This is a genomic window from Micrococcus lylae NBRC 15355, from assembly GCF_001570885.1.
GTDB classification, from domain to species: Bacteria; Actinomycetota; Actinomycetes; order Actinomycetales; family Micrococcaceae; genus Micrococcus; species Micrococcus lylae.
In genome coordinates, this window is the sequence record NZ_BCSN01000050.1 from 1 (window position 1) to 17,319 (window position 17,319).

The following is a 17,319-nucleotide window of genomic DNA, read 5'->3' on the forward strand; positions in this document are numbered from 1 at the left end:
CCGTTCCGTTGTTTGGGTGTTGGGGGTGTGGTTCTAGGGTTACGGCGGTCATAGCGTGGGGGAAACGCCCGGTTCCATTCCGAACCCGGAAGCTAAGGCCCACAGCGCCGATGGTACTGCAACCGGGAGGTTGTGGGAGAGTAGGTCGCCGCCGGACATTCTTTGTGGGTTGAGGCCCCGTACCTGTGTGGTGCGGGGCCTCCCCTTTTTTGTGTGCCGTGGTTTCCCGTTTTTGTGCGGGGCTGCCGTGTGGGTGCGGCGTTCGGGTGTGTGTGGGCGTGGTGTGTTGGTGCGCGGGGCCTTCTCTTGTCGGTGCCGGCTGGACCAGTGCCCGTTGTGCCGGCGTCGGGTGGCTGCACCCAGGCGGGCCTGCGTCAGGTGTCCCCGCGCTGCGCGCGCAGCGACTCCAGCCGGATTCGTGAGACGGCGTGGAGTCTGCGTACTGCCTTCAGGTGGGACTGTTCCAGCTGCTCCAACTGCTCGAGCAGCTCCGGTGCAGCAGTCGGCTTCTGGGAGTCGGGGACGGCGAGGAAGGCCTCCAGACGTCGGGGCAGGTGCCGGCACACCACGTCGTCGACGACGAGCGCCTCGGCTGCCCGTCCTTCAGTGAGTTCCGTCCACTGGGGGAGGAGCTCCGCTGTGCGCTCCACGATCTGTGAGGCACGCTGCCAGGTGTCCGGGCGCAGCCGGGTCCGTTCGACCTTCAGGAGCGTCCGCAGCTGCTCCACAGAGTCGGTCAGCGACTGGTGTTGTTCTCCTGCGGCGTCGTGATGCCCGGATGAGGCCGCACCAGGGCTTGCGAAGGGATTCCACCACGGTCGTCGTGCACGTCCCATCGCCGTCGTCCTCCTTGAATTCTCAGGTCTCTGGTCTGTGTCCCATCCTGTCAGGAGTGAGAGCAGGGACGCCCGTCCTGCAGGACCTCCGGCTTTCCACCAGGATCCGCGTGCTTCCGTTTTGCGCGTGGCTGGGGACGCTGGTAGTGTTGTCCTCTGTTGGAAACGCGCAAGCGTGTCCGACGGGGTGTGGCGCAGCTTGGTAGCGCGCGTCGTTCGGGACGACGAGGCCGCAGGTTCAAATCCTGTCACCCCGACCATATGGGGAAGCCCCTGCTCAGCAGAGCGGGGGCTTCGTCGTGTCCGGGGCCACCATTCGAGCTCGTGTGAGGAGGGACGTCGCGTCCTCGCCGCGTCAGCCCCTCTTCTTCACGGGATGGTGGGAGAGGATGCTGATCCGGTTCGTCGCGTTCATGGTCACGGCGATCCACTGGACCGCCGCGTACTGCCTGTCCGTCAGGTCCCCGTGGGCCATCATCTGCGCCACCTGCTGCTCCTCGGTCTCCGGCAGCCTGGTGGCCGTCTCCGCCAGCCTCAGAGCGGCCCGCTCCTGCGGCGTGTAGACGTCTCCGGCCTCCTCCCACGCCGGCAGCAGGGCCATCCGCTGGCGGCTCAGTCCGGCCTTCTCCGCCAGGCGGGTATGGATGTCCAGGCAATAGGCGCAGCCGTTGATCTGGGAGATCCTCAGGGAGATCAGCTCCACGAGCTCGGCGTCCAATTCCGCATCCTCTGCGTACGCCGCCACGGCCTTGCGCAGGCCCGTCATGGCATCCCACACCTCAGGGGACGCCTTGTCCAAGTAGAAGCGCAGCGGGTCCTCGCGGTCGTCCGCCGGCGTGGGCGCATCGGTGCTCATACCGGACACTGAAGCACGACGACGGCTTCCCCGCCAGGTCTTCCCGTCCTCCTCGGCCTGTCCCTCACCGGCGTCGGCCCGGCGTCAGAGGCGGTGTCCGGCGTGGACGGGCGCCCGCCTCTGCAACCAGGAGCGGCGGTCACGACTCAGAAGCGCCCGGAGGACCCGGAGCCGGAGAAGCTGCCGCCTCCGCTGCCGTAGCCGGTGCCGCTGGACGAGGAGGAGCTGCTGCGGGACTCGTCCACGGAGCTCCGCCCGGCGTTGTAGCCGGCGCTGTAGGACCAGACTCGCCAGTAGAAGCCGGAGTCGTGGGTGGTGTCCAGGATGGATCCGCTTCGCCTGGGCCTGCGCGTGCGGCGCTGGTCGTCCATGCTGCGGCGCATGGCCACCCTCTCCTTGGACGTCTTCGCGTAGGCGTCGATCTGCGCCTCGGCCAGGGCGTCGAGGCGATCGGTGAAGTCCTGGCGCATCCGGTCGAGCTCGTCGAGGGCCGCCTCAGGGGTGGCCTGCTGCTCGGACAGCTCCGCGCCGAGGGCGGTCAGCCGCTGCCTCATGCTCGTCACCGAGGAGCTCAGGGCTTGGGCGGCGGGGGAGCCGTGCACGGACGAGTCCAGGTCGTCGAGGAGCTGTTCGGCGCCGTCGAGGTCCTCACGCAGGGGTGTGGTCTGCAGGTCCCAGGCATCCTCCCATCCGGGGTGGCGGTTGAGGAAGGTGTTCGCGGCGCCGATGGTGTCGTCGAGGGCGTCGAGGGTCTGGGCCTCCGTCTTCAGCCGCGAGGCGCGGCGGACGATGTCGGCCTTGTGGTGCTGCTTCCGGTCGAGTGCCTCGAGGCTCTCGAGCTCCTCGGTGAGGTCGATGGAGCGCTGCTTGAAGCCGCGGAAGCGCTCCATGAGCGCGGCACCGTACGGGTTGTCCGTGGGCACGGTGGAGGCGTTGACCTCGGTGGCCTCCATGTCCATGGTGACGTTGGTCAGGTGGGTGCGGGACGCCTCGAGATTGCTCCGGGTCTGCTTCCGCAGCTTTCTGCGATGGTAGGCCAGACCGGCACCGACGCCGCCGCCGGCCAGCGCGGCGCCGCCGGCCCCCAGGTAGACGACCGGGTTCTGGTACCAGGGGCGGGCGATCAGCTCGGCGGCCTCGTCCACAGCGTCCACGGCGGCGTCGGTCCACTTGGCCTCCCGGGCGGCGCCGGTGGCCGCCTCCCGGATGCTCTCCTGCTGCCCCAGGCTCAGGTCGAGGTCCTCGCCGGCGTAGACGCCCATGATGCGATTGTCCGGGTCCAGGGCGTAGATCAGCAGCCCGTCGGCCCACTTCTGCCCGTCCTGGCTGATCCATTCCGGGCGTGCGGAGCGGGCGTGCTGCAGCACACGGCCGTTGAACTCCTGGGAGGCGCGGTCGTCGCTCAGGTGGTCCAGGCTCGCGCCGCGCTCGGTGTACACCGCCACCTTCACCGGTCCGCGGAACTCGATCTCCGCCAGGTCCCGCTCCAGCTGTGCCGGATCGATGATCCCGGCGGTGTCGTCCAGCACCACCTCGGTGATCGGCTGTCGGTCGGTGCTCCGCTCGCCGGCGGCCTGTTCGGCGGCGGCCGGCCTGGGCTCCTGCCCTGCTGCCGAGGCGGAGAGCAGGGAGGCGCCGACGACGGCCGTCCCCCCGGAGCGCGACGGCCCGCCGGCCGCCGTCGTCTCCGCGAGGGCCGGGGAGGGGCCGAGCAGGGCCAGGCCGAGGACGGCGCCCGCCGCCACCGCGACCGGGAGGCGGGGCCGGTCGGCCTCGAGACGCGCGGACGAGCCGTGCGGCGGCGTGCTCGCCTCGGTGGCGCGGATCTCGGGGCGGTCGGCTCGGCTCATGGCGTTCCTCCAGTGCGGGCTGTCCAGTTCACGGCCGGCGTGGCCGCGCTCACCACCCTAGATGAGAGGAGGCTGTGTCCAGCAGGTGTCGGAGCTCGTCGGCGGTGTGTTCCCCGCCGAAGCCGGGGCCCTCCGGCTCCACGACGGCGGCGCGGCCCAAGCCCGTGAACTGCACCGGTGCATAGCCCATGGCGGCCACGAGCAAGGCCAGCGCCGCCCGGGCCTGCTCGCCGCCGTGGTCGCTGCCGACGGCCAGCGCGCGGAGGGGTTCCTCGGCCCTGCCGGCGCTGTCCAGGTCGTGATGCGAGATGTCGAAGAAGGCCCGCAGCACAGGGACGGTGACGCCCCGGTCGCGCAGCCAGGCGGCCACGGCGAGCGTGTCGTCGCCCGGCCGGGAGCCGCCGGCGACGTCGGGCAGGAAGGAGGTGACGTCGTCGGGAAGGCCGTAGCCGCCCCAGGAGTTGGTGAGGTCCACGACGCCCAGCGTGCGCGGGCCGACGAGGTCGGGCACCTCGATCTCGTCGAGATCCTCGCGGGGGACGGCGATCACCGTCAGCTGCGTGTCCGCGGCGAGCTGGTCGGGACGCATGGCCTCGGCCTCCGGCGCGTAGATGCCCAGGTGGTGGCGCAGTGCGGCCGGCGGACGGGTGGCGGCCATGAGCACGCGCGGGGCGTCCGTGCCGGGGGCCAGCCGGGGGATGCGTGCCAGGGCGCGGGCCAGCGATGTGCCGGCCCGGCCGGCGCCGAGGATCCCGACGGAGTCGGGCAGACCGGGCGCGGAGGTCGGTGTGGAGCCGCTCAACGGATCTCGGTGCGCTGACGGCCCAGGCCGGAGATCTCCACCTCGACGACGTCACCGGCAACGAGCCAGGGGCGCTTGCCGTCCTTGCCCTTGCGGCCGAGGGCGACGCCGGCCGGGGTGCCCATCATGATGAGGTCGCCCGGGTGCAGGGTCACCATCTGGGAGATGTAGGAGACGATCTGTTCGGGGGCGAACACCACGTCGAGCGCCTTGGCGGACTGGCGCTTCTCTCCGTTGACCGTGGTGGTGATCTGGGCCTTCGAGGAGAACTCGTCCGGGGTCACCAGCCAGGGGCCCACCGGAGTGGAGGCGTCCCAGACCTTGCCCTGCAGCCACTCGGAGGTGCGGCCCTGGAAACCGCGGACGGACACGTCGTCCGCCACGGCATAGCCGGCGATGTGCTCACCGGCCTGGGACTCCGGGATACGGCGGCCCGGCTCGCCGATAACGATGCAGAGCTCGCCCTCGTAGTCGAGGCGGTGGTCCTCCTGAGGGACCTCCACGTCGTCCAGGGCTCCGGTGAGGGACTGGGCGAACTTCGCGAACAGGGTCGGATGCTCGGGGGCCTCGAGTCCGGTCTCCTTGATGTGGTCACGGTAGTTCAGGCCCACGCCGATCACCTTGGTGGGGAACGGCACGAGGGTCTCGTACATGAGGGTGGAGACGTCCAGCACGCGAGCGCGGTCCTGCTCGGCGGCGGCCAGGGCCTCCTCGACCATGCGGCGCTGCTCGGCCGGCTCGGCGGTGAGGTACTCGCCCACGTCCGTACAGCCCTCGATCTCCACGGCCTCGACGGCGATCTGAGGATCGGCCTCGTCGACGGCGGTGATCACGGCGGCGAACGTGTTGCCCGGGTAGGCGGCGTCCTCGGACGGGCGGCGGAATGTGGCGAGCTTCATGCGTCCCATCACATCACAGCCGGGCCGGTCGGCGGCACCGGGCCGTGCCCCTTGCGCGGCATCCTCGCCCGGCGGCCCCGCCCTGCGCCCGGCCGCGAAACGGCCTCGTCACGTGATGCGGCTCACACGGTCTTGCTAGGGTGGACCTGTGGAGCGCGCCCGGCGGGGCCGTCCGGCCCCCGCATACGTTCCGCCCGCTCGGCCCTGGGCGGCCGAGGTGCAACGCGAGAAGGGTCGGACCACGAGCCGTTCGTCGGCGGCGTCCAGGTCGAGCTCGAGGAACAGACTCGAGGAGCAGGACTGAGCGCGCGCTCGTCCTGACTGGAGGAGGGGAGGACGCCGTGGTCCTGGTCTACGGCTACCGCACCGTCTACACCTGGGAGCCCTGGGCGCTCTACGCGGGCGCGCTGCTGCTGCTGGTCGCAGGCATCGGCCTGTTCGTGTGGGGCCGGCGCCGCGCCGCCGAGGAACGGGAGTCCATCCGCGCCGCCGAGGCCGCCGCAGGCCCCGGCGCGGACCGGCGGCGCACCCTGGAGCGGGACGACTGGCGGCGCCTGCGCCGCTGGGAGCTCGTGCGCACCGCGGGCATCGTCGCAGCGTGCGGGTTCCTCCTGCTCGGCTTCCTCGGCCTCCACACCCGGGACGAGGCCCACGTGAACCTGCGGGACAACCTCAAGGCACGCTACGGCGCGGCCCTGATCGTCGCGGACGAGGTCGAGGCGGTGGACGGCGGCTACCTCGTGGAGCTGCACTGGCGTCGCCCGGAAGCGCGTCCGGACCTGGCACCGGACGTCTACGACGCGATCGTGGTCCCGGATGTCCTGGTGACCGTCGAGGACCGCCGTGTCCCCACCGTCACGCAGATCCCGCCCGAGGTGCTGGCGGAGTACCCGGAGCTGAGCGGGTGAGCGTGGCACCATGACCGCCATGGACCTGTACCACGACGACGTCCGCGCGCCTCGGCAGACCGCCTCGCCCCTCGTGCTCGGCACCATGGGGTGGGGCACCGACGGGGAGCGCCCGGTGCGCGCCGCGGCGGCCCTGGACGCCGCGCTGGCGGCGGGCGTGACCGTGCTGGACACCGCGGACATCTACGGTGACGGCGACTCCGAACGCGCCGTGGGCGCCGCGCTCGCCGGCCTCGCCCCGCAGGTCCGCGACGGACTGCGGGTGCAGACCAAGTGCGGCATCGTGCTGCCGGGGACCAGGCCGCCGGGTGCGGCGCCCGGCACCTGCCCGGCGCCGACCACCCGCTACGACTCCTCGCCGCACCACCTGAAGGCCTCGCTCGCAGCCTCGCTCGAACGCCTCGGCACGGACCGCGTGGACACCCTGCTGATCCATCGCCCGGACGTGCTGACCCCGGTGGAGGACACCGTCCGCGCCTTCCTGGACGAGCGCGAGGCCGGCCGGGTGGAGCGCCTCGGCGTCTCCAACCTGCCGTGGGAACGGGCGCAGCGGTTCCACACGGCGTTGCGCAGCCTCTCCGCGGACGGCACCGGCCTGGACTGCGTGCAGGTCGAGCTCGGCCTGCACCACCGGGCGCTGGTGGAGGCCGCGGTGCTCGCCAACCACGACGACGCCGTCCCCACCTCCGGAGCGGCCACGCTGCCGCAGTGGTGCGCGGACGAAGGCATCGCCCTGCAGGCGTGGGGCCCGCTGGGCCAGGGACGCTACACCCGCCGCACCACGGACGAGGCGAGGAACCCCGAACAGGACGCGGCCGTCGTCGTGGAGGAGATCGCCGAGCGGCTCGGGCAGCCGGGTGAAGCCGTGGTGCTGGGCTGGCTTCGCCGGCTGCCGTGGGACGTGCGGCCGGTGGTCGGGACGATGGACCCGGGGCGCATCGCGGCGTGTTCACGCGCGGACGACGCCGCCGCGGCCCTCGACCATTCAGACTGGTACCGACTGCTCACCGCGGCCCGCGGTGTACCCCTGCCCTGACCGCCCCCTGGGCCCTGCGAACGGATTCCGCCATGGACGAGAACATCCACTACGAGACGATCAGCTTCACCCTGCCGTGGGTCGGCCTGTGGGCGACGCTGATCTGCGGGGCCATCGCGCTGACGCTGATCCTCGTGGCCGTCGTGCGGGTGCGCCGCCACCGCGCCCACTCGGCCCGGGAGAGTCGCAACGTGGACCCGAACCTGCTGCACGACACCGCGATCCAGCGGCGGGTCGGGTACGGCTTCGCCGTGCTCGCGGCAGCCGCGGCGGTCATGGGCGTGGTGGTCTTCATCCAGGACCGGGCGGCCTTCGAGAGCAACGTGAAGGCGAAGTACCCCGAGATCGTGGAGGTCACGAACGTGAAGCAGACGGGCACGTCCTTCACCGCGGACCTCACCTACGCGGACGGGCACACCGCCGTCGGTGAGCTGGTCATGGTCGAGCAGGCGACCGGCGAGCCCCGGATCGGCGAGGACATCCTGGGCGAGCCCGGCACCGGCGGCATGTGACCCCCGTGCCGGCACCGGCGGGATGTGACCCCCGTGCCGGCACCGGGCGCGCACCCGCAGCCCGGACGGGCACTTGCCTGCTAGCGTCGCTGCCGTGAGCAGCACCGTTCCCGCCGCATCGTCCGGCCGTCGCATCCCCTCCTCCACCTATCGCCTCCAGGTCGACGCGAGCATGGACCTGGCCCGCGTCCGCGCCCTGGTGCCCTACCTGCGCCGCCTCGGCGTGGACTGGATCTACCTGTCCCCGCTGCTGGCCGCCGAGCCCGGCTCCACCCACGGCTACGACGTGGTGGATCCGACCACCCTGGACCCCTCCCGCGGCACGGACGAGGACTTCGCCGCCCTGGCCGCGGACCTCGAGGCCGCCGGCTCCGGCCTGGTCCTGGACATCGTCCCCAACCACGTGGGTGTGGCCACCGCCGCCGCGAACCCCGCCTGGTGGGACCTGCTGCAGCACGGGCAGGACGCCGCGCACGCCGGCTGGTTCGACGTGGACTGGGGGGCCTTCGACGGCAGGGTGATGGTGCCGATCCTCGGCGAGGGCACCGAGGAGGACCCGGAGGCCGAGCTGGCGCACCTGCGGATCGTGGACCACGAGGGCGAGCCTGCCCTCGGCTACTGGGACAACGTCCTGCCCCTGGCTCCGGGCAGCCTGGACGCCGCCCGCGCCGCGCTGGGGGAGCGGGCCGATGCCGCAGATGCCGGGGACGAGGGGGCACAGAACGAGCTCGCCCGCGCCGCCCACGACCGCCAGCACTACCGGCTCGTGCCGTGGACCCGCGGCGACGCGCAGCTGAACTACCGCCGCTTCTTCACCATCACCACCCTCGCCGGCGTGCGCGTGGAGGACCCCGAGGTCTTCGCGGCCACGCACGCTGAGGTGGCCCGCTGGATCGAGAACGGCTGGGTCCAGGGCCTGCGCGTGGACCACCCGGACGGCCTGGCCGACCCGGGCCAGTATGTGGAGCGCCTGCGCCGCCTGCTGCCGGGCGGGCCGATCTGGATCGAGAAGATCCTCGAGCCCGGCGAGGACCTCCCGGCCGCCTGGGACGTGGAGGGCACCACCGGCTACGACGCCCTCGGCGCAGTGGACCGTGCCCTCACCCCGGCCCGCGCCGCCGGCACCGCCGAGGAGGACGCCGCTGAGAAGGACCGCTGGAACTCGATGGTGCTCGAGGCCAAGCGGGACGTGGCCGCCGGCCAGCTGGCCGCCGAGACCGCCCGCCTGGTCCGCGAGGTCCGCCGGAGCCTTCCCGACGACGGCGCCCTCGCCTCCGCCGCGGAGGCAGACCTGGCCGCGGCCCTCGGGGAGGTCATGGCCCACCTGCACGTGTACCGCACCTACCTGCCCACGGGTCGGGCACGGCTGGACGGCGCGCTGGCCGATGCCGCCGCGGCGCGCCCGGAGCTGGCCGGGGTGCTGGACGCACTCGCGCCGCTGCTCACGGACCCGGCCCATCCGGCGGCCCGCCGCATGCAGCAGACCTCCGGCATGGTCATGGCCAAGGGGGTGGAGGACCGTTGCTTCTACCGCTACACCCGCTGGGCCCACCTCAACGAGGTCGGCGGCGACCCCTCGGACGCCGGCGGAGACGCCGAGGCGCTGCTGCGTGCCTGGGCCCGCCGCTGCGCCGAGTGGCCGCACGCCATGACCACGCTGAGCACCCACGACACCAAGCGCGGCGAGGACACCCGCGCCCGGATCATGGCGCTCGCCGAGCACGCCGACGACTGGGCGGAGGCGTTCGACGAGCTCGACCGGCTGCATCCGCTGGAGGATTCGGACTTCGCCCGCCTGCTCTGGGAGTCCGTGCTCGGCGTGTGGCCGGTGGACGGCACCGCCCCGGAGCCACAGCGCCTCGTGGACTTCGCCCTCAAGGCGGCTCGCGAGGCCGGCCTGCACACCACGTGGACCGCGCAGGACGAGGACTACGAGGCCCGCGTCACCGCCGCCATGGAGGCCGCCTGCGCGCAGGACGGGCGGGTCCGCGAGGTCCTGCAGTCCTTCGCCGACCGCATCGCGGCCACCGGCCAGGTGCTCCAGCTGTCCCAGAAGCTGCTGCAGCTCACCGGCCCCGGCGTCCCGGACGTGTACCAGGGCACCGAGCTGCCCGCCCCCACCCTCGTCGACCCGGACAACCGCCGCCCGGTGGACTACGAGCGCCGTGCCGCCCTGCTGGAGCGGATCGACGCCGGTCTGGTTCCGGCCGGCCCGGTGCTGGAGGCGACCGCCGAGGGTCTGGCCTGGACCGCCGCGAGCGGAGACGCAGCCGATGCTGCGAAGCTGGCCGTCGTGGCCGCCGCACTGCGTGCCCGCCGGGACCGCCCGCACGCCTTCACCCGCGCCCGTCCGCTGGACGTCACCGGCGCGGCCGCGGACAAGGCGATCGCGGTCGACCGGGGCGAGGCGGTCGTCGTCGTGGTCCGTGAGCCGCTCGCCCTGGCCGCCGCCGGCGGCTTCGGGGACACGGTCGTCCAGCTGCCCTCCGGGCCCTGGCGGGAGGTGCTGACCGACCGCCTCGTGGCCGTCGGCGGGGACGGCTGCGTGCGCCTGGCGGATCTGCTGGCGCGCACCGGGCAGGACGGCACCGTGGCCGGCACCGGGGCCGTGGCGCTGCTGCTGCGGGACGAGACGACCGAGACCGAGACCGAGACCGCGCTGCCGGAGACCGCCGGCGAGGAGGCCGAGACCGCATGACCGACCGTTCCGTGACCGGGCCGATGGCCCCGGCCGAGCAGACCCCGTACAACGACGCCGCAGTCACCGGCGGCGCCGCCTGGTCCCGCCTGGACGGTGCCCGGCTGGACCCCGGTGCCGAGGCCAAGGCGGCCGCGGACGCCGCGCGCGAGGTGCCCTACGCCGTGTGGGCGCCGCATGCCGAGACGGTCGAGATCGTCCTGGTGGACACCGAGCCCGGCGAGCTGCACGACGCCGAGGACCGCTGGCCCGTCAGCGCAGCGGTGCGCATGGAGCGCGCCGGCGGCGGCTGGTGGACGCCGGCGGCGGACGTGGAGGAGGCGGCCGGCAGGGCGAATCCCGGCTACGGATACCGGGTGGACAGGTCCGCCCCCGTCCCGGACCCGCGCTCCCGCCGACAGCCGGACACCGTGCACGGTCCCTCCCGCCGGGACGTCGAGGCGGCGGACTTCGCGTGGACCGACGCCGGCTGGGCCGGCCCGGACGGCGTGGAGCGGGACCCGTCCGCACCGCAGGGCGGCGGCCTGCGTGGCGCCGTCCTCTACGAGCTGCACGTGGGCACCTTCACCGCCGAGGGCACACTGGACGCGGCGATCGGGCACCTGGACGAGCTCGCCGAGCTCGGCGTCACCCACGTGGAGCTGCTGCCGGTCAACAGCTTCGGGGGTGAGCACAACTGGGGCTACGACGGCGTCGGCTGGTATGCGGTGGACGAGTCCTACGGAGGCCCCGAGGCCTACCGCCGGTTCGTGGACGCCGCCCACGCGCGCGGCCTCGGCGTGGTGCAGGACGTGGTCTACAACCACCTCGGCCCCTCGGGGAACTACCTCGGCGTCTTCGGCCCCTACCTGTCGGCAGGCACCGGCTGGGGCGAGGGGCCCAACCTGGACGGACCGGACTCGGACGAGGTCCGCCGGTTCATCCTGGACAACGTCACCCTGTGGCTGAAGGACATGCACGTGGACGGGCTTCGGCTGGACGCCGTGCACGCCCTGCGCGACACCCGGGCCGTGCACCTGCTGGAGGAGATGGCCGCCCACGCGGACGCCCTGGCCGCGCAGCTGGGCCGCCCGCTGCCGCTGATCGCCGAGTCCGACCTCAACGACGCCTCCCTCATCACCCCACGCGCGGCGGGCGGGCTGGGCCTGGCCGGCCAGTGGAACGACGACGTCCACCACGCGATCCACGTGGCCACCACCGGGGAGACCCACGGCTACTATGCCGACTTCGCCGCCGACGGCGCCCTGGCCAAGACGGTGGAGGCGGGGTTCTTCCACGACGGCACCTTCTCTTCCTTCCGCGGCCGTGACCACGGCCGCCCGGTGGCCGAGGACGTCCCGAACCACGCGTTCGTCTCCTCGATCCAGAACCACGACCAGGTGGGCAACCGCGCCGCCGGCGACCGCACTGCCGCCGCCCTCTCCGAGGGGGCCCTGGCCGCCGCGGCCGCCCTGCTGCTCACCGGGCCGGCCACCCCCATGCTGTTCATGGGGGAGGAGTTCGCCTCCTCCGCGCCGTTCCCGTTCTTCACCGCCCACCGTGAGCCCGAGCTCGCCGAGGCGGTGCGCACCGGACGCCGGCGCGAGTTCGCCGCGCACGGCTGGGACGAGGCGGCCGTGCCGGACCCGCAACAGACCGCCACGCGGGACTCCGCCGTGCTGGACCGCGCCGAGGCCGTGGCGGGGCGTGGGGCCCGGATCCGCGGGACCTACCGCGAGCTGATCCGTCTGCGCCGCACCGTGCCGCAGCTCACCGAGCCGCGGCGCGCCGCCACCGCCGTGCAGTCTGCCGCCGAACAGCGGTGGGTGCGCTGGGACCGTCGGACGGCCGGGGGAGGCGACGGGTCCGTCGTCGTGCTCCTGGCGGCGCTCGGCGAGGAGCCGATGCCCCTGCCGGAGGACCTCGTCGGCGTCGAGCTGCTCGCCGGGCACGACGACGACGGCCCGCTCACCGCGGTGCCGGACGTCCTGCCCGCCCCGGGGTTCCTCCTGCTGCAGCGGGGCTGAGCCCGGGACGACGATGCGTCAGGCGTCGTCCGAGGCGAAGGGCGTGGGGATCGCCTTCAGCATGGTGGTGGTCGGGTGGAGGACCACCGCGTCCTCGTCCCGGCGGGCGCGCAGGACCTGGTCGATGTAGTCCTCCACGGCCTCCCAGAAGTGCACCTCGCGCTCCTGGCGCTCGGCCATGTACCAGCGGTGCTCCAGCACCTGGTGCATCACCTCCGCCGGCTCGAGCTTGTGCCGCAGGTCCTCCGGGACCTGCCGGGCCAGCGGCTCGAAGATCTCCACGAGCCAGCGGTGCGCGGCCTCGGACTCCGAGGCGTCCGGGTAGACGGCCTGCCGGCGGGACTCGATGTCCTGCAGCAGGCGGCGGGCCTGGTTCTCCTGCACGTCCAGGCCCGTGAGCTGCATGAGCCGGCGGTGGTGGTGGCCGGGGTCCACGACCTTCGGCTGCAGGACCAGGCGGGCGCCGTCGTCCACCGGGCGCAGAGCGTACTCCTCCACGTCGAAGCCCAGCTCGTTGAGGCGGCGGATGCGCTCCTCCACCCTCCAGGCCTCGTCCGGGGTGAACTCCGTGTCAGCCGTCAGCTCCTCCCAGAGCCGGGTGTAGGCCTCCACGAGCATCTCGGAGGTCTCGAAGGGGTCCACGTCCGCGTCCGCCATGTCCCCGGCGGCCAGGTCCATCAGCTCGCCGACCACGTTGGTGCGGGCCACCTCCAGGTCATGGGCGCGCTGGCCGTCCGAGAGCCGCTCGCGCAGTTCGCCGGTCTCCGCGTCCACCAGATAGGCGGCGAACGCGCCGGCGTCCCGGCGGAACAGCACGTTGGACAGGGAGACGTCGCCCCAGAAGAACCCCTCCAGGTGCAGCTGCACCATCAGCAGGGCGAGCGCGTCCATCAGGCGCACCAGGGTGGGCCGGCGCATCCGCTGGGAGAACACGGCGCGGTAGGGCAGGGAGAAGCGCAGGTGCTTCGTCACCAGGATCGCCGGCAGCGGCCGGCCGTCCGCGTCCGTGCGGCCGGTGACCACGCCGACCGGCTCCACCGAGGGGACCTCCTTGCGTTCCAACGCCCGCAGCAGGTGGTACTCGCGGAACGCCAGCTCCTCGGTGGTCTCCTTCACCGCGACCGTCGCGTCCCCGAGCCGGGCGAAGCGCACCACGTGGCGGGAGATGCCGCGGGGCAGGGCCGCCAGCACGTCCTCGGGCCACTGGGCCAGCGGGACGGACCAGGGCAGGGTCAGCAGCTTCGCCGCCGGCCCCGAGGCGCGGCCGGGCGCGGTGATGGACAGGCCGGTGCGGGCGGTGCTCGCCATGGCGGGGCTCCTCGTGACGGCGATCGGGACGGGCCGGAACGTGACGCGCGTCGGCCTGGACCACGATCCTCCCAGATCGGCCCAGTATGCTCACATGGCAGTTCACCCCGCTCGACGCGTTCCGTCACGGCGCCGCCGTGTGCCCTGCGCGGCCGGGTGCGGGGACGCCGCATGAGAACACCCGTCCCTCAAGGAGGACCCGTGGCCACCAACAACTCCCGGAAGACGAAGGCCGAGCGCGTGGCCGACTCGCGCGCCCGCGCCCGTCAGATGCAGGAGCAGCAGCGGCGCAGGGAGCGCCGCAACCGCACCATCGCGATCTGGGGCACCGTCGGCGCGATCGTGCTGGTGGTGGGCCTGGTGATCGCCTTCGTGCTCACCCGTGGTTCGCAGAGCATTCCCGACCAGGGCGAGGCCGCCTCCATTGCCAACCAGCAGGGCGGCGTGACCATGACCGGCAAGAAGACCCTCGCCGAACCGAAGGACAAGCTGGGTGCAGAGGTGGACGCCGCTGCCGTCAACGTGCCGGAGGAGCCCTCCGAGGAGCAGCCGGAGTCCATCCCGGGCGCCGAGGAGCCGGCGGACGGAGACCCGGCCCAGATCGTCATCTACGCGGACTTCAACTGCTCGTACTGCGCCGAGTTCGAGGAGACGAACAACGGCTACCTGCAGGACCTGATGGCCGAGGGCAAGGCGACCGTCGAGTACCGCATGGTCGGGTTCCTGGACCGCCCGGGCACCGGCAACTACTCCTCCCGTGCCGCCGCCGCGTCCTACTGCGTGGCAGAGGAGGCGCCGGAGTCCTACGACGCCTTCGTGTCCGACGTGTTCGCCACCTTCTCTGAGAAGATGAGCGCCGGCCTCTCGGACGACGAGCTGATTGCCATCGCCAACTCCGCCGGGGCGGATATCTCCTCCTGCGTCAAGGACGGCACCTACCGCCCGATGGTGAAATACACCACCGCCAAGGCCCAGGAGGCCAAGATCCCGGGCACCCCGGGTGTTTTCGTGAACGGCAAGAACTGGGCTGTGGACGGCAAGGACCAGTCCTTCCAGGAGTTCGCCGACGCCCAGATGGGCGACGAGTGAGCCGCGCCGGAGTGCGCTGAGCGGCGGCGGCCGGGACAACCCGTCCCGCCGCCGCGGCCGCGCAGGCCGCACCCGGTAGGCTGAGGGGACCCGCCGATGCGCTCGGCGGGTCCGCTTCGCCTCCTTAGCTCAGCTGGCCAGAGCATCTGTCTTGTAAACAGAGGGTCACCGGTTCGAATCCGGTAGGGGGCTCGCAGACGCGAAGGACCCCCGGAACCACGGTTCCGGGGGTCCTTCGCCGTTCCCCTGCCCCGCCGACCCGGTGCGGGGAGGGGCGGAGGCGAGGGGCCGTCGTCGCCGCGGGCGGGGCCGCAGCCTCACCGGCGGCTCAGCGGAAGGCGGAGACGCCGGTGAGGGCGCGGGCCACGATCAGCGAGTTGATCGCGTAGGTGCCCTCATAGGAGTAGATGGCCTCGATGTCGTTCATGACCTTGGTCATCTCGTAGTCCGCCACGATGCCGTTGCCGCCCAGGGCGTCACGGCCGAGCGACGCGGAGGAACGGGCCAGGCGGGTGGAGGTGGCCTTCGCGGAGGCGGCATGCATCATCACCAGGTCTCCGGCCTCGGCCAGGCGGGCGATCTGACGCATCATGCCGGCCGACGCCATGAGGTTGCCGGCGATCTCGGCGATGTGCTGCTGGATGATCTGGAAGCCGGCCAGCTTCTTGCCGAACTGCTCGCGCTGAAGGGCGTAGGAGCGCAGGATGTCGAACACGGCCTGCTGGGCACCGACGCCCTGCCAGCCGACCCAGGCGCGGGAGGCCAGGAGCAGGTCGTTGGCCTGGGCGAAGGAGGTGGCGCCCGGCAGCAGGGCGTCCTGGCCGACCTCGACGTCCTCGAACACGATGTCCGCGTTCTGCATGATCTTCAGGCCGGTCTTGTGCTCGATCTTCGTGGCCTTGTAGCCCGGGGTGTCCGTGGGCACGAGGAAGCACTTGATCTGGTCGTCTGCGGTGTCGCGGGCCCAGACCAGGGCGATCTGGGCCAGGGTGCCGGCGCCGATCCAGCGCTTGGAGCCGCGGATGGTCCAGCCCTGCTCGGTGCGCTCGGCGGTGGTGGCCAGGCCGCCGGCGATGTCCGAGCCGTGCTCCGGCTCGGTGAGGCAGAACGCGCCGATGGCCTCGAGGGCCTGAAGCTTCGGCAGCCACGCGGCCTTCTGCTCCTTCGAGCCGAGGTGGGCGATGGTGCCCACGATCAGCTCGTTGTGGATGCCGACCAGGGCGGACAGGGACAGGTCCACGCGGGCGATCGCGGCGTGCACCAGACCCTGGAACAGGGCGGAGGAGCCGTCGGTGAAGATCGTGCCGAGGCCCAGGGCGCCGAGGCCCGGGAGCAGATCCGGCACGAACTCGTCCCGGGTCCACGGCTCGATCACGGCCGGGCGCACCACGGTCTGCAGGTGCTCTTCGATCCGCTCCAGACGGGTGCGCTCCTCGGCCGGGAGCTCGGCGCGGAGGTCGAGGAGGTCGGGCGAGGGGAGGGCGTCGGACTGGGGCATCGTCGTCTCCTTCGAAGGGGTGAAGGCACCGCGCCGGTGCGGTGCGTGTCTGGTCGCAGGGTGCTGTGTCTCACGGCGTGACGTGCTCTGGGCGCCCGGGTCGGTGACGTGCCGTTCACTGGGTGAAACAGTCTTCCGTGTGACCTGGGCCACGCCTATGGTGGGAGTCATAGAAACCCGATGTTCCGATCATTGTACGTCCACAGGAGGTAGCACGATGACTGTGACCGAAGAGCTCCGCGCTGCGCGCGACCTGCTCGTGAAGCACCAGCAGGACTATGACGCGGCCCGCCGCGAGTTCGTGTGGCCCCGCTTCACCGAGTTCAACTTCGCCACCGACTGGTTCGACCAGCTGGCCGCGGACCCGCAGCGCGGCACCGCCGACGCCCTCGTGATCGTCGAGGAGGACGGTCGCGTGCTGCGTCGCACCTACGCGGACCTCTCCGCCTCCTCGAAGAAGGTCGCCGCCTGGCTGCAGCAGACCGGTGTGCAGCGTGGCCACCGCCTGATCCTCATGCTGGACAACCAGGTCGAGCTCTGGGAGACCATGCTCGCCTGCATCCGCATCGGCGCCGTCATGGTCCCCACCACCACCCAGATGACCGCGGTGGACCTGCAGGACCGGGTGGACCGCGCCGAGGCCCGCTGGGCCGTGGCCAACGCCAAGAACCTCGCCAAGTTCACCGACGTCGAGGGCGACTGCACGCTCATCCACGTCCCGGGCGTCTATGCCTCCGACGCCGAGAAGGAGGTCCCCCAGGTCGGGGATCGGAAGGTCCTCTCCTACGAGGACGCCTACGCGGTGGACGCCGAGCCCGTCCTGGACATTCCCACCGCCGCGGACGAGACCCTGCTGCTCTACTTCACCTCCGGCACCACCTCGAAGCCGAAGCTCGTGGAGCACACCCACACGTCGTACCCGGTGGGCCACCTCTCCACCATCTACTGGATCGGCCTGCAGCCCGGAGACGTGCACCTGAACGTGGCCTCCCCGGGCTGGGCCAAGCACGCGTGGTCCAAC

14 protein-coding genes, 2 tRNA genes and 1 rRNA gene are annotated in these 17,319 nt (G+C 72.3%); 10 read left to right on the plus strand and 7 right to left on the minus strand.

Annotation, left to right across the window (positions count from 1 at the left end):
* Positions 1 to 40 precede the first annotated feature (40 nt).
* Positions 41 to 157, plus strand: a 5S ribosomal RNA gene (gene rrf, locus MLY01S_RS09670).
* 217 nt (positions 158 to 374) lie between these two features.
* Here the strand turns inward: rrf and MLY01S_RS09675 are convergent.
* Positions 375 to 728, minus strand: a complete 354-nt coding sequence (locus MLY01S_RS09675) for a hypothetical protein (protein WP_067191572.1) — start codon at positions 726 to 728, stop codon at positions 375 to 377.
* A 291-nt stretch (positions 729 to 1,019) separates the two neighbouring features.
* Here MLY01S_RS09675 and MLY01S_RS09680 point away from each other — a divergent pair.
* Positions 1,020 to 1,096 (plus strand) — tRNA-Pro (locus MLY01S_RS09680).
* Between the two features lie 95 nt (positions 1,097 to 1,191).
* On the opposite strand, the gene MLY01S_RS09685 is transcribed toward MLY01S_RS09680, so the two are convergent.
* The 4 genes from MLY01S_RS09685 to MLY01S_RS09700 form a co-directional block, all read right to left on the minus strand.
* Positions 1,192 to 1,692, minus strand: coding sequence for a carboxymuconolactone decarboxylase family protein (locus MLY01S_RS09685; protein ID WP_067191574.1), 501 nt, complete (start codon positions 1,690 to 1,692; stop codon positions 1,192 to 1,194).
* Positions 1,693 to 1,838: 146 nt separating this feature from the next.
* The gene (locus MLY01S_RS09690) at positions 1,839 to 3,542 is read right to left on the minus strand and encodes a DUF5129 domain-containing protein (RefSeq protein ID WP_067191576.1); all 1,704 of its coding nucleotides are present in this window, start codon (positions 3,540 to 3,542) and stop codon (positions 1,839 to 1,841) included.
* Between the two features lie 49 nt (positions 3,543 to 3,591).
* Positions 3,592 to 4,344 (minus strand): NAD(P)-binding domain-containing protein, encoded by a 753-nt coding sequence (locus MLY01S_RS09695; RefSeq protein ID WP_067191582.1) that lies wholly within the window; start codon positions 4,342 to 4,344, stop codon positions 3,592 to 3,594.
* The gene (locus MLY01S_RS09700) at positions 4,341 to 5,243 is read right to left on the minus strand and encodes a fumarylacetoacetate hydrolase family protein (RefSeq protein WP_067191584.1); all 903 of its coding nucleotides are present in this window, start codon (positions 5,241 to 5,243) and stop codon (positions 4,341 to 4,343) included. The genes MLY01S_RS09695 and MLY01S_RS09700 overlap by 4 nt, the downstream gene beginning before the upstream one ends.
* A 341-nt stretch (positions 5,244 to 5,584) precedes the next feature.
* Between MLY01S_RS09700 and MLY01S_RS09705 the strand changes: the two genes are divergently transcribed.
* The 5 genes from MLY01S_RS09705 (at position 5,585) to treZ (ending at position 12,403) form a co-directional block, all read left to right on the plus strand.
* Positions 5,585 to 6,151 carry a hypothetical protein gene (locus MLY01S_RS09705; protein ID WP_067191586.1) on the plus strand — a complete coding sequence of 189 codons (567 nt, stop codon included), beginning with the start codon at positions 5,585 to 5,587 and terminating at the stop codon, positions 6,149 to 6,151.
* A 10-nt stretch (positions 6,152 to 6,161) separates the two neighbouring features.
* Positions 6,162 to 7,187, plus strand: a complete 1,026-nt coding sequence (locus tag MLY01S_RS09710) for an aldo/keto reductase (protein ID WP_067191588.1) — start codon at positions 6,162 to 6,164, stop codon at positions 7,185 to 7,187.
* A 32-nt stretch (positions 7,188 to 7,219) separates the two neighbouring features.
* Complete coding sequence (locus MLY01S_RS09715) at positions 7,220 to 7,699, plus strand: hypothetical protein (protein ID WP_067191590.1); 480 nt, start codon at positions 7,220 to 7,222, stop codon at positions 7,697 to 7,699.
* A 94-nt stretch (positions 7,700 to 7,793) separates the two neighbouring features.
* Entirely contained in the window at positions 7,794 to 10,397 is a 2,604-nt protein-coding gene (gene treY / locus MLY01S_RS09720; protein ID WP_245232196.1) for a malto-oligosyltrehalose synthase, read from the plus strand.
* Entirely contained in the window at positions 10,394 to 12,403 is a 2,010-nt protein-coding gene (gene treZ / locus MLY01S_RS09725; protein ID WP_245232195.1) for a malto-oligosyltrehalose trehalohydrolase, read from the plus strand. Before treY ends, treZ begins: the two co-directional genes overlap by 4 nt.
* Before the next feature lie 18 nt (positions 12,404 to 12,421).
* On the opposite strand, the gene MLY01S_RS09730 is transcribed toward treZ, so the two are convergent.
* Positions 12,422 to 13,711, minus strand: coding sequence for a DUF4032 domain-containing protein (locus tag MLY01S_RS09730; RefSeq protein ID WP_067191592.1), 1,290 nt, complete (start codon positions 13,709 to 13,711; stop codon positions 12,422 to 12,424).
* 201 nt (positions 13,712 to 13,912) lie between these two features.
* Between MLY01S_RS09730 and MLY01S_RS09735 the strand changes: the two genes are divergently transcribed.
* Together MLY01S_RS09735 and MLY01S_RS09740 are read left to right on the plus strand one after the other, a co-directional pair.
* Positions 13,913 to 14,800 (plus strand): DsbA family protein, encoded by an 888-nt coding sequence (locus MLY01S_RS09735; RefSeq protein WP_245232194.1) that lies wholly within the window; start codon positions 13,913 to 13,915, stop codon positions 14,798 to 14,800.
* Between the two features lie 118 nt (positions 14,801 to 14,918).
* A tRNA-Thr gene (locus MLY01S_RS09740) sits at positions 14,919 to 14,992 on the plus strand.
* 136 nt (positions 14,993 to 15,128) lie between these two features.
* Here MLY01S_RS09740 and MLY01S_RS09745 read toward each other — a convergent pair.
* The gene (locus MLY01S_RS09745; protein ID WP_067191594.1) at positions 15,129 to 16,298 is read right to left on the minus strand and encodes an acyl-CoA dehydrogenase family protein; all 1,170 of its coding nucleotides are present in this window, start codon (positions 16,296 to 16,298) and stop codon (positions 15,129 to 15,131) included.
* A gap of 217 nt (positions 16,299 to 16,515) precedes the next feature.
* Between MLY01S_RS09745 and MLY01S_RS09750 the strand changes: the two genes are divergently transcribed.
* Positions 16,516 to 17,319, plus strand: an 804-nt coding sequence (locus tag MLY01S_RS09750) for an AMP-binding protein (protein WP_157531287.1), incomplete at its 3' end; no start/stop codon positions are given.

Bases quoted from the DNA above. Each gene is read 5' to 3' on its own strand.
- MLY01S_RS09685 (WP_067191574.1), bottom strand. From the start codon at position 1,692: ATGAGCACCGATGCGCCCACGCCGGCGGACGACCGCGAGGACCCGCTG.
- MLY01S_RS09690 (WP_067191576.1), bottom strand. From the start codon at position 3,542: ATGAGCCGAGCCGACCGCCCCGAGATCCGCGCCACCGAGGCGAGCACG.
- MLY01S_RS09700 (WP_067191584.1), bottom strand. From the start codon at position 5,243: ATGAAGCTCGCCACATTCCGCCGCCCGTCCGAGGACGCCGCCTACCCG.
- MLY01S_RS09710 (WP_067191588.1), top strand. From the start codon at position 6,162: ATGACCGCCATGGACCTGTACCACGACGACGTCCGCGCGCCTCGGCAG.
- MLY01S_RS09715 (WP_067191590.1), top strand. From the start codon at position 7,220: ATGGACGAGAACATCCACTACGAGACGATCAGCTTCACCCTGCCGTGG.
- treZ (WP_245232195.1), top strand. From the start codon at position 10,394: ATGACCGACCGTTCCGTGACCGGGCCGATGGCCCCGGCCGAGCAGACC.
- MLY01S_RS09730 (WP_067191592.1), bottom strand. From the start codon at position 13,711: ATGGCGAGCACCGCCCGCACCGGCCTGTCCATCACCGCGCCCGGCCGC.
- MLY01S_RS09745 (WP_067191594.1), bottom strand. From the start codon at position 16,298: ATGCCCCAGTCCGACGCCCTCCCCTCGCCCGACCTCCTCGACCTCCGC.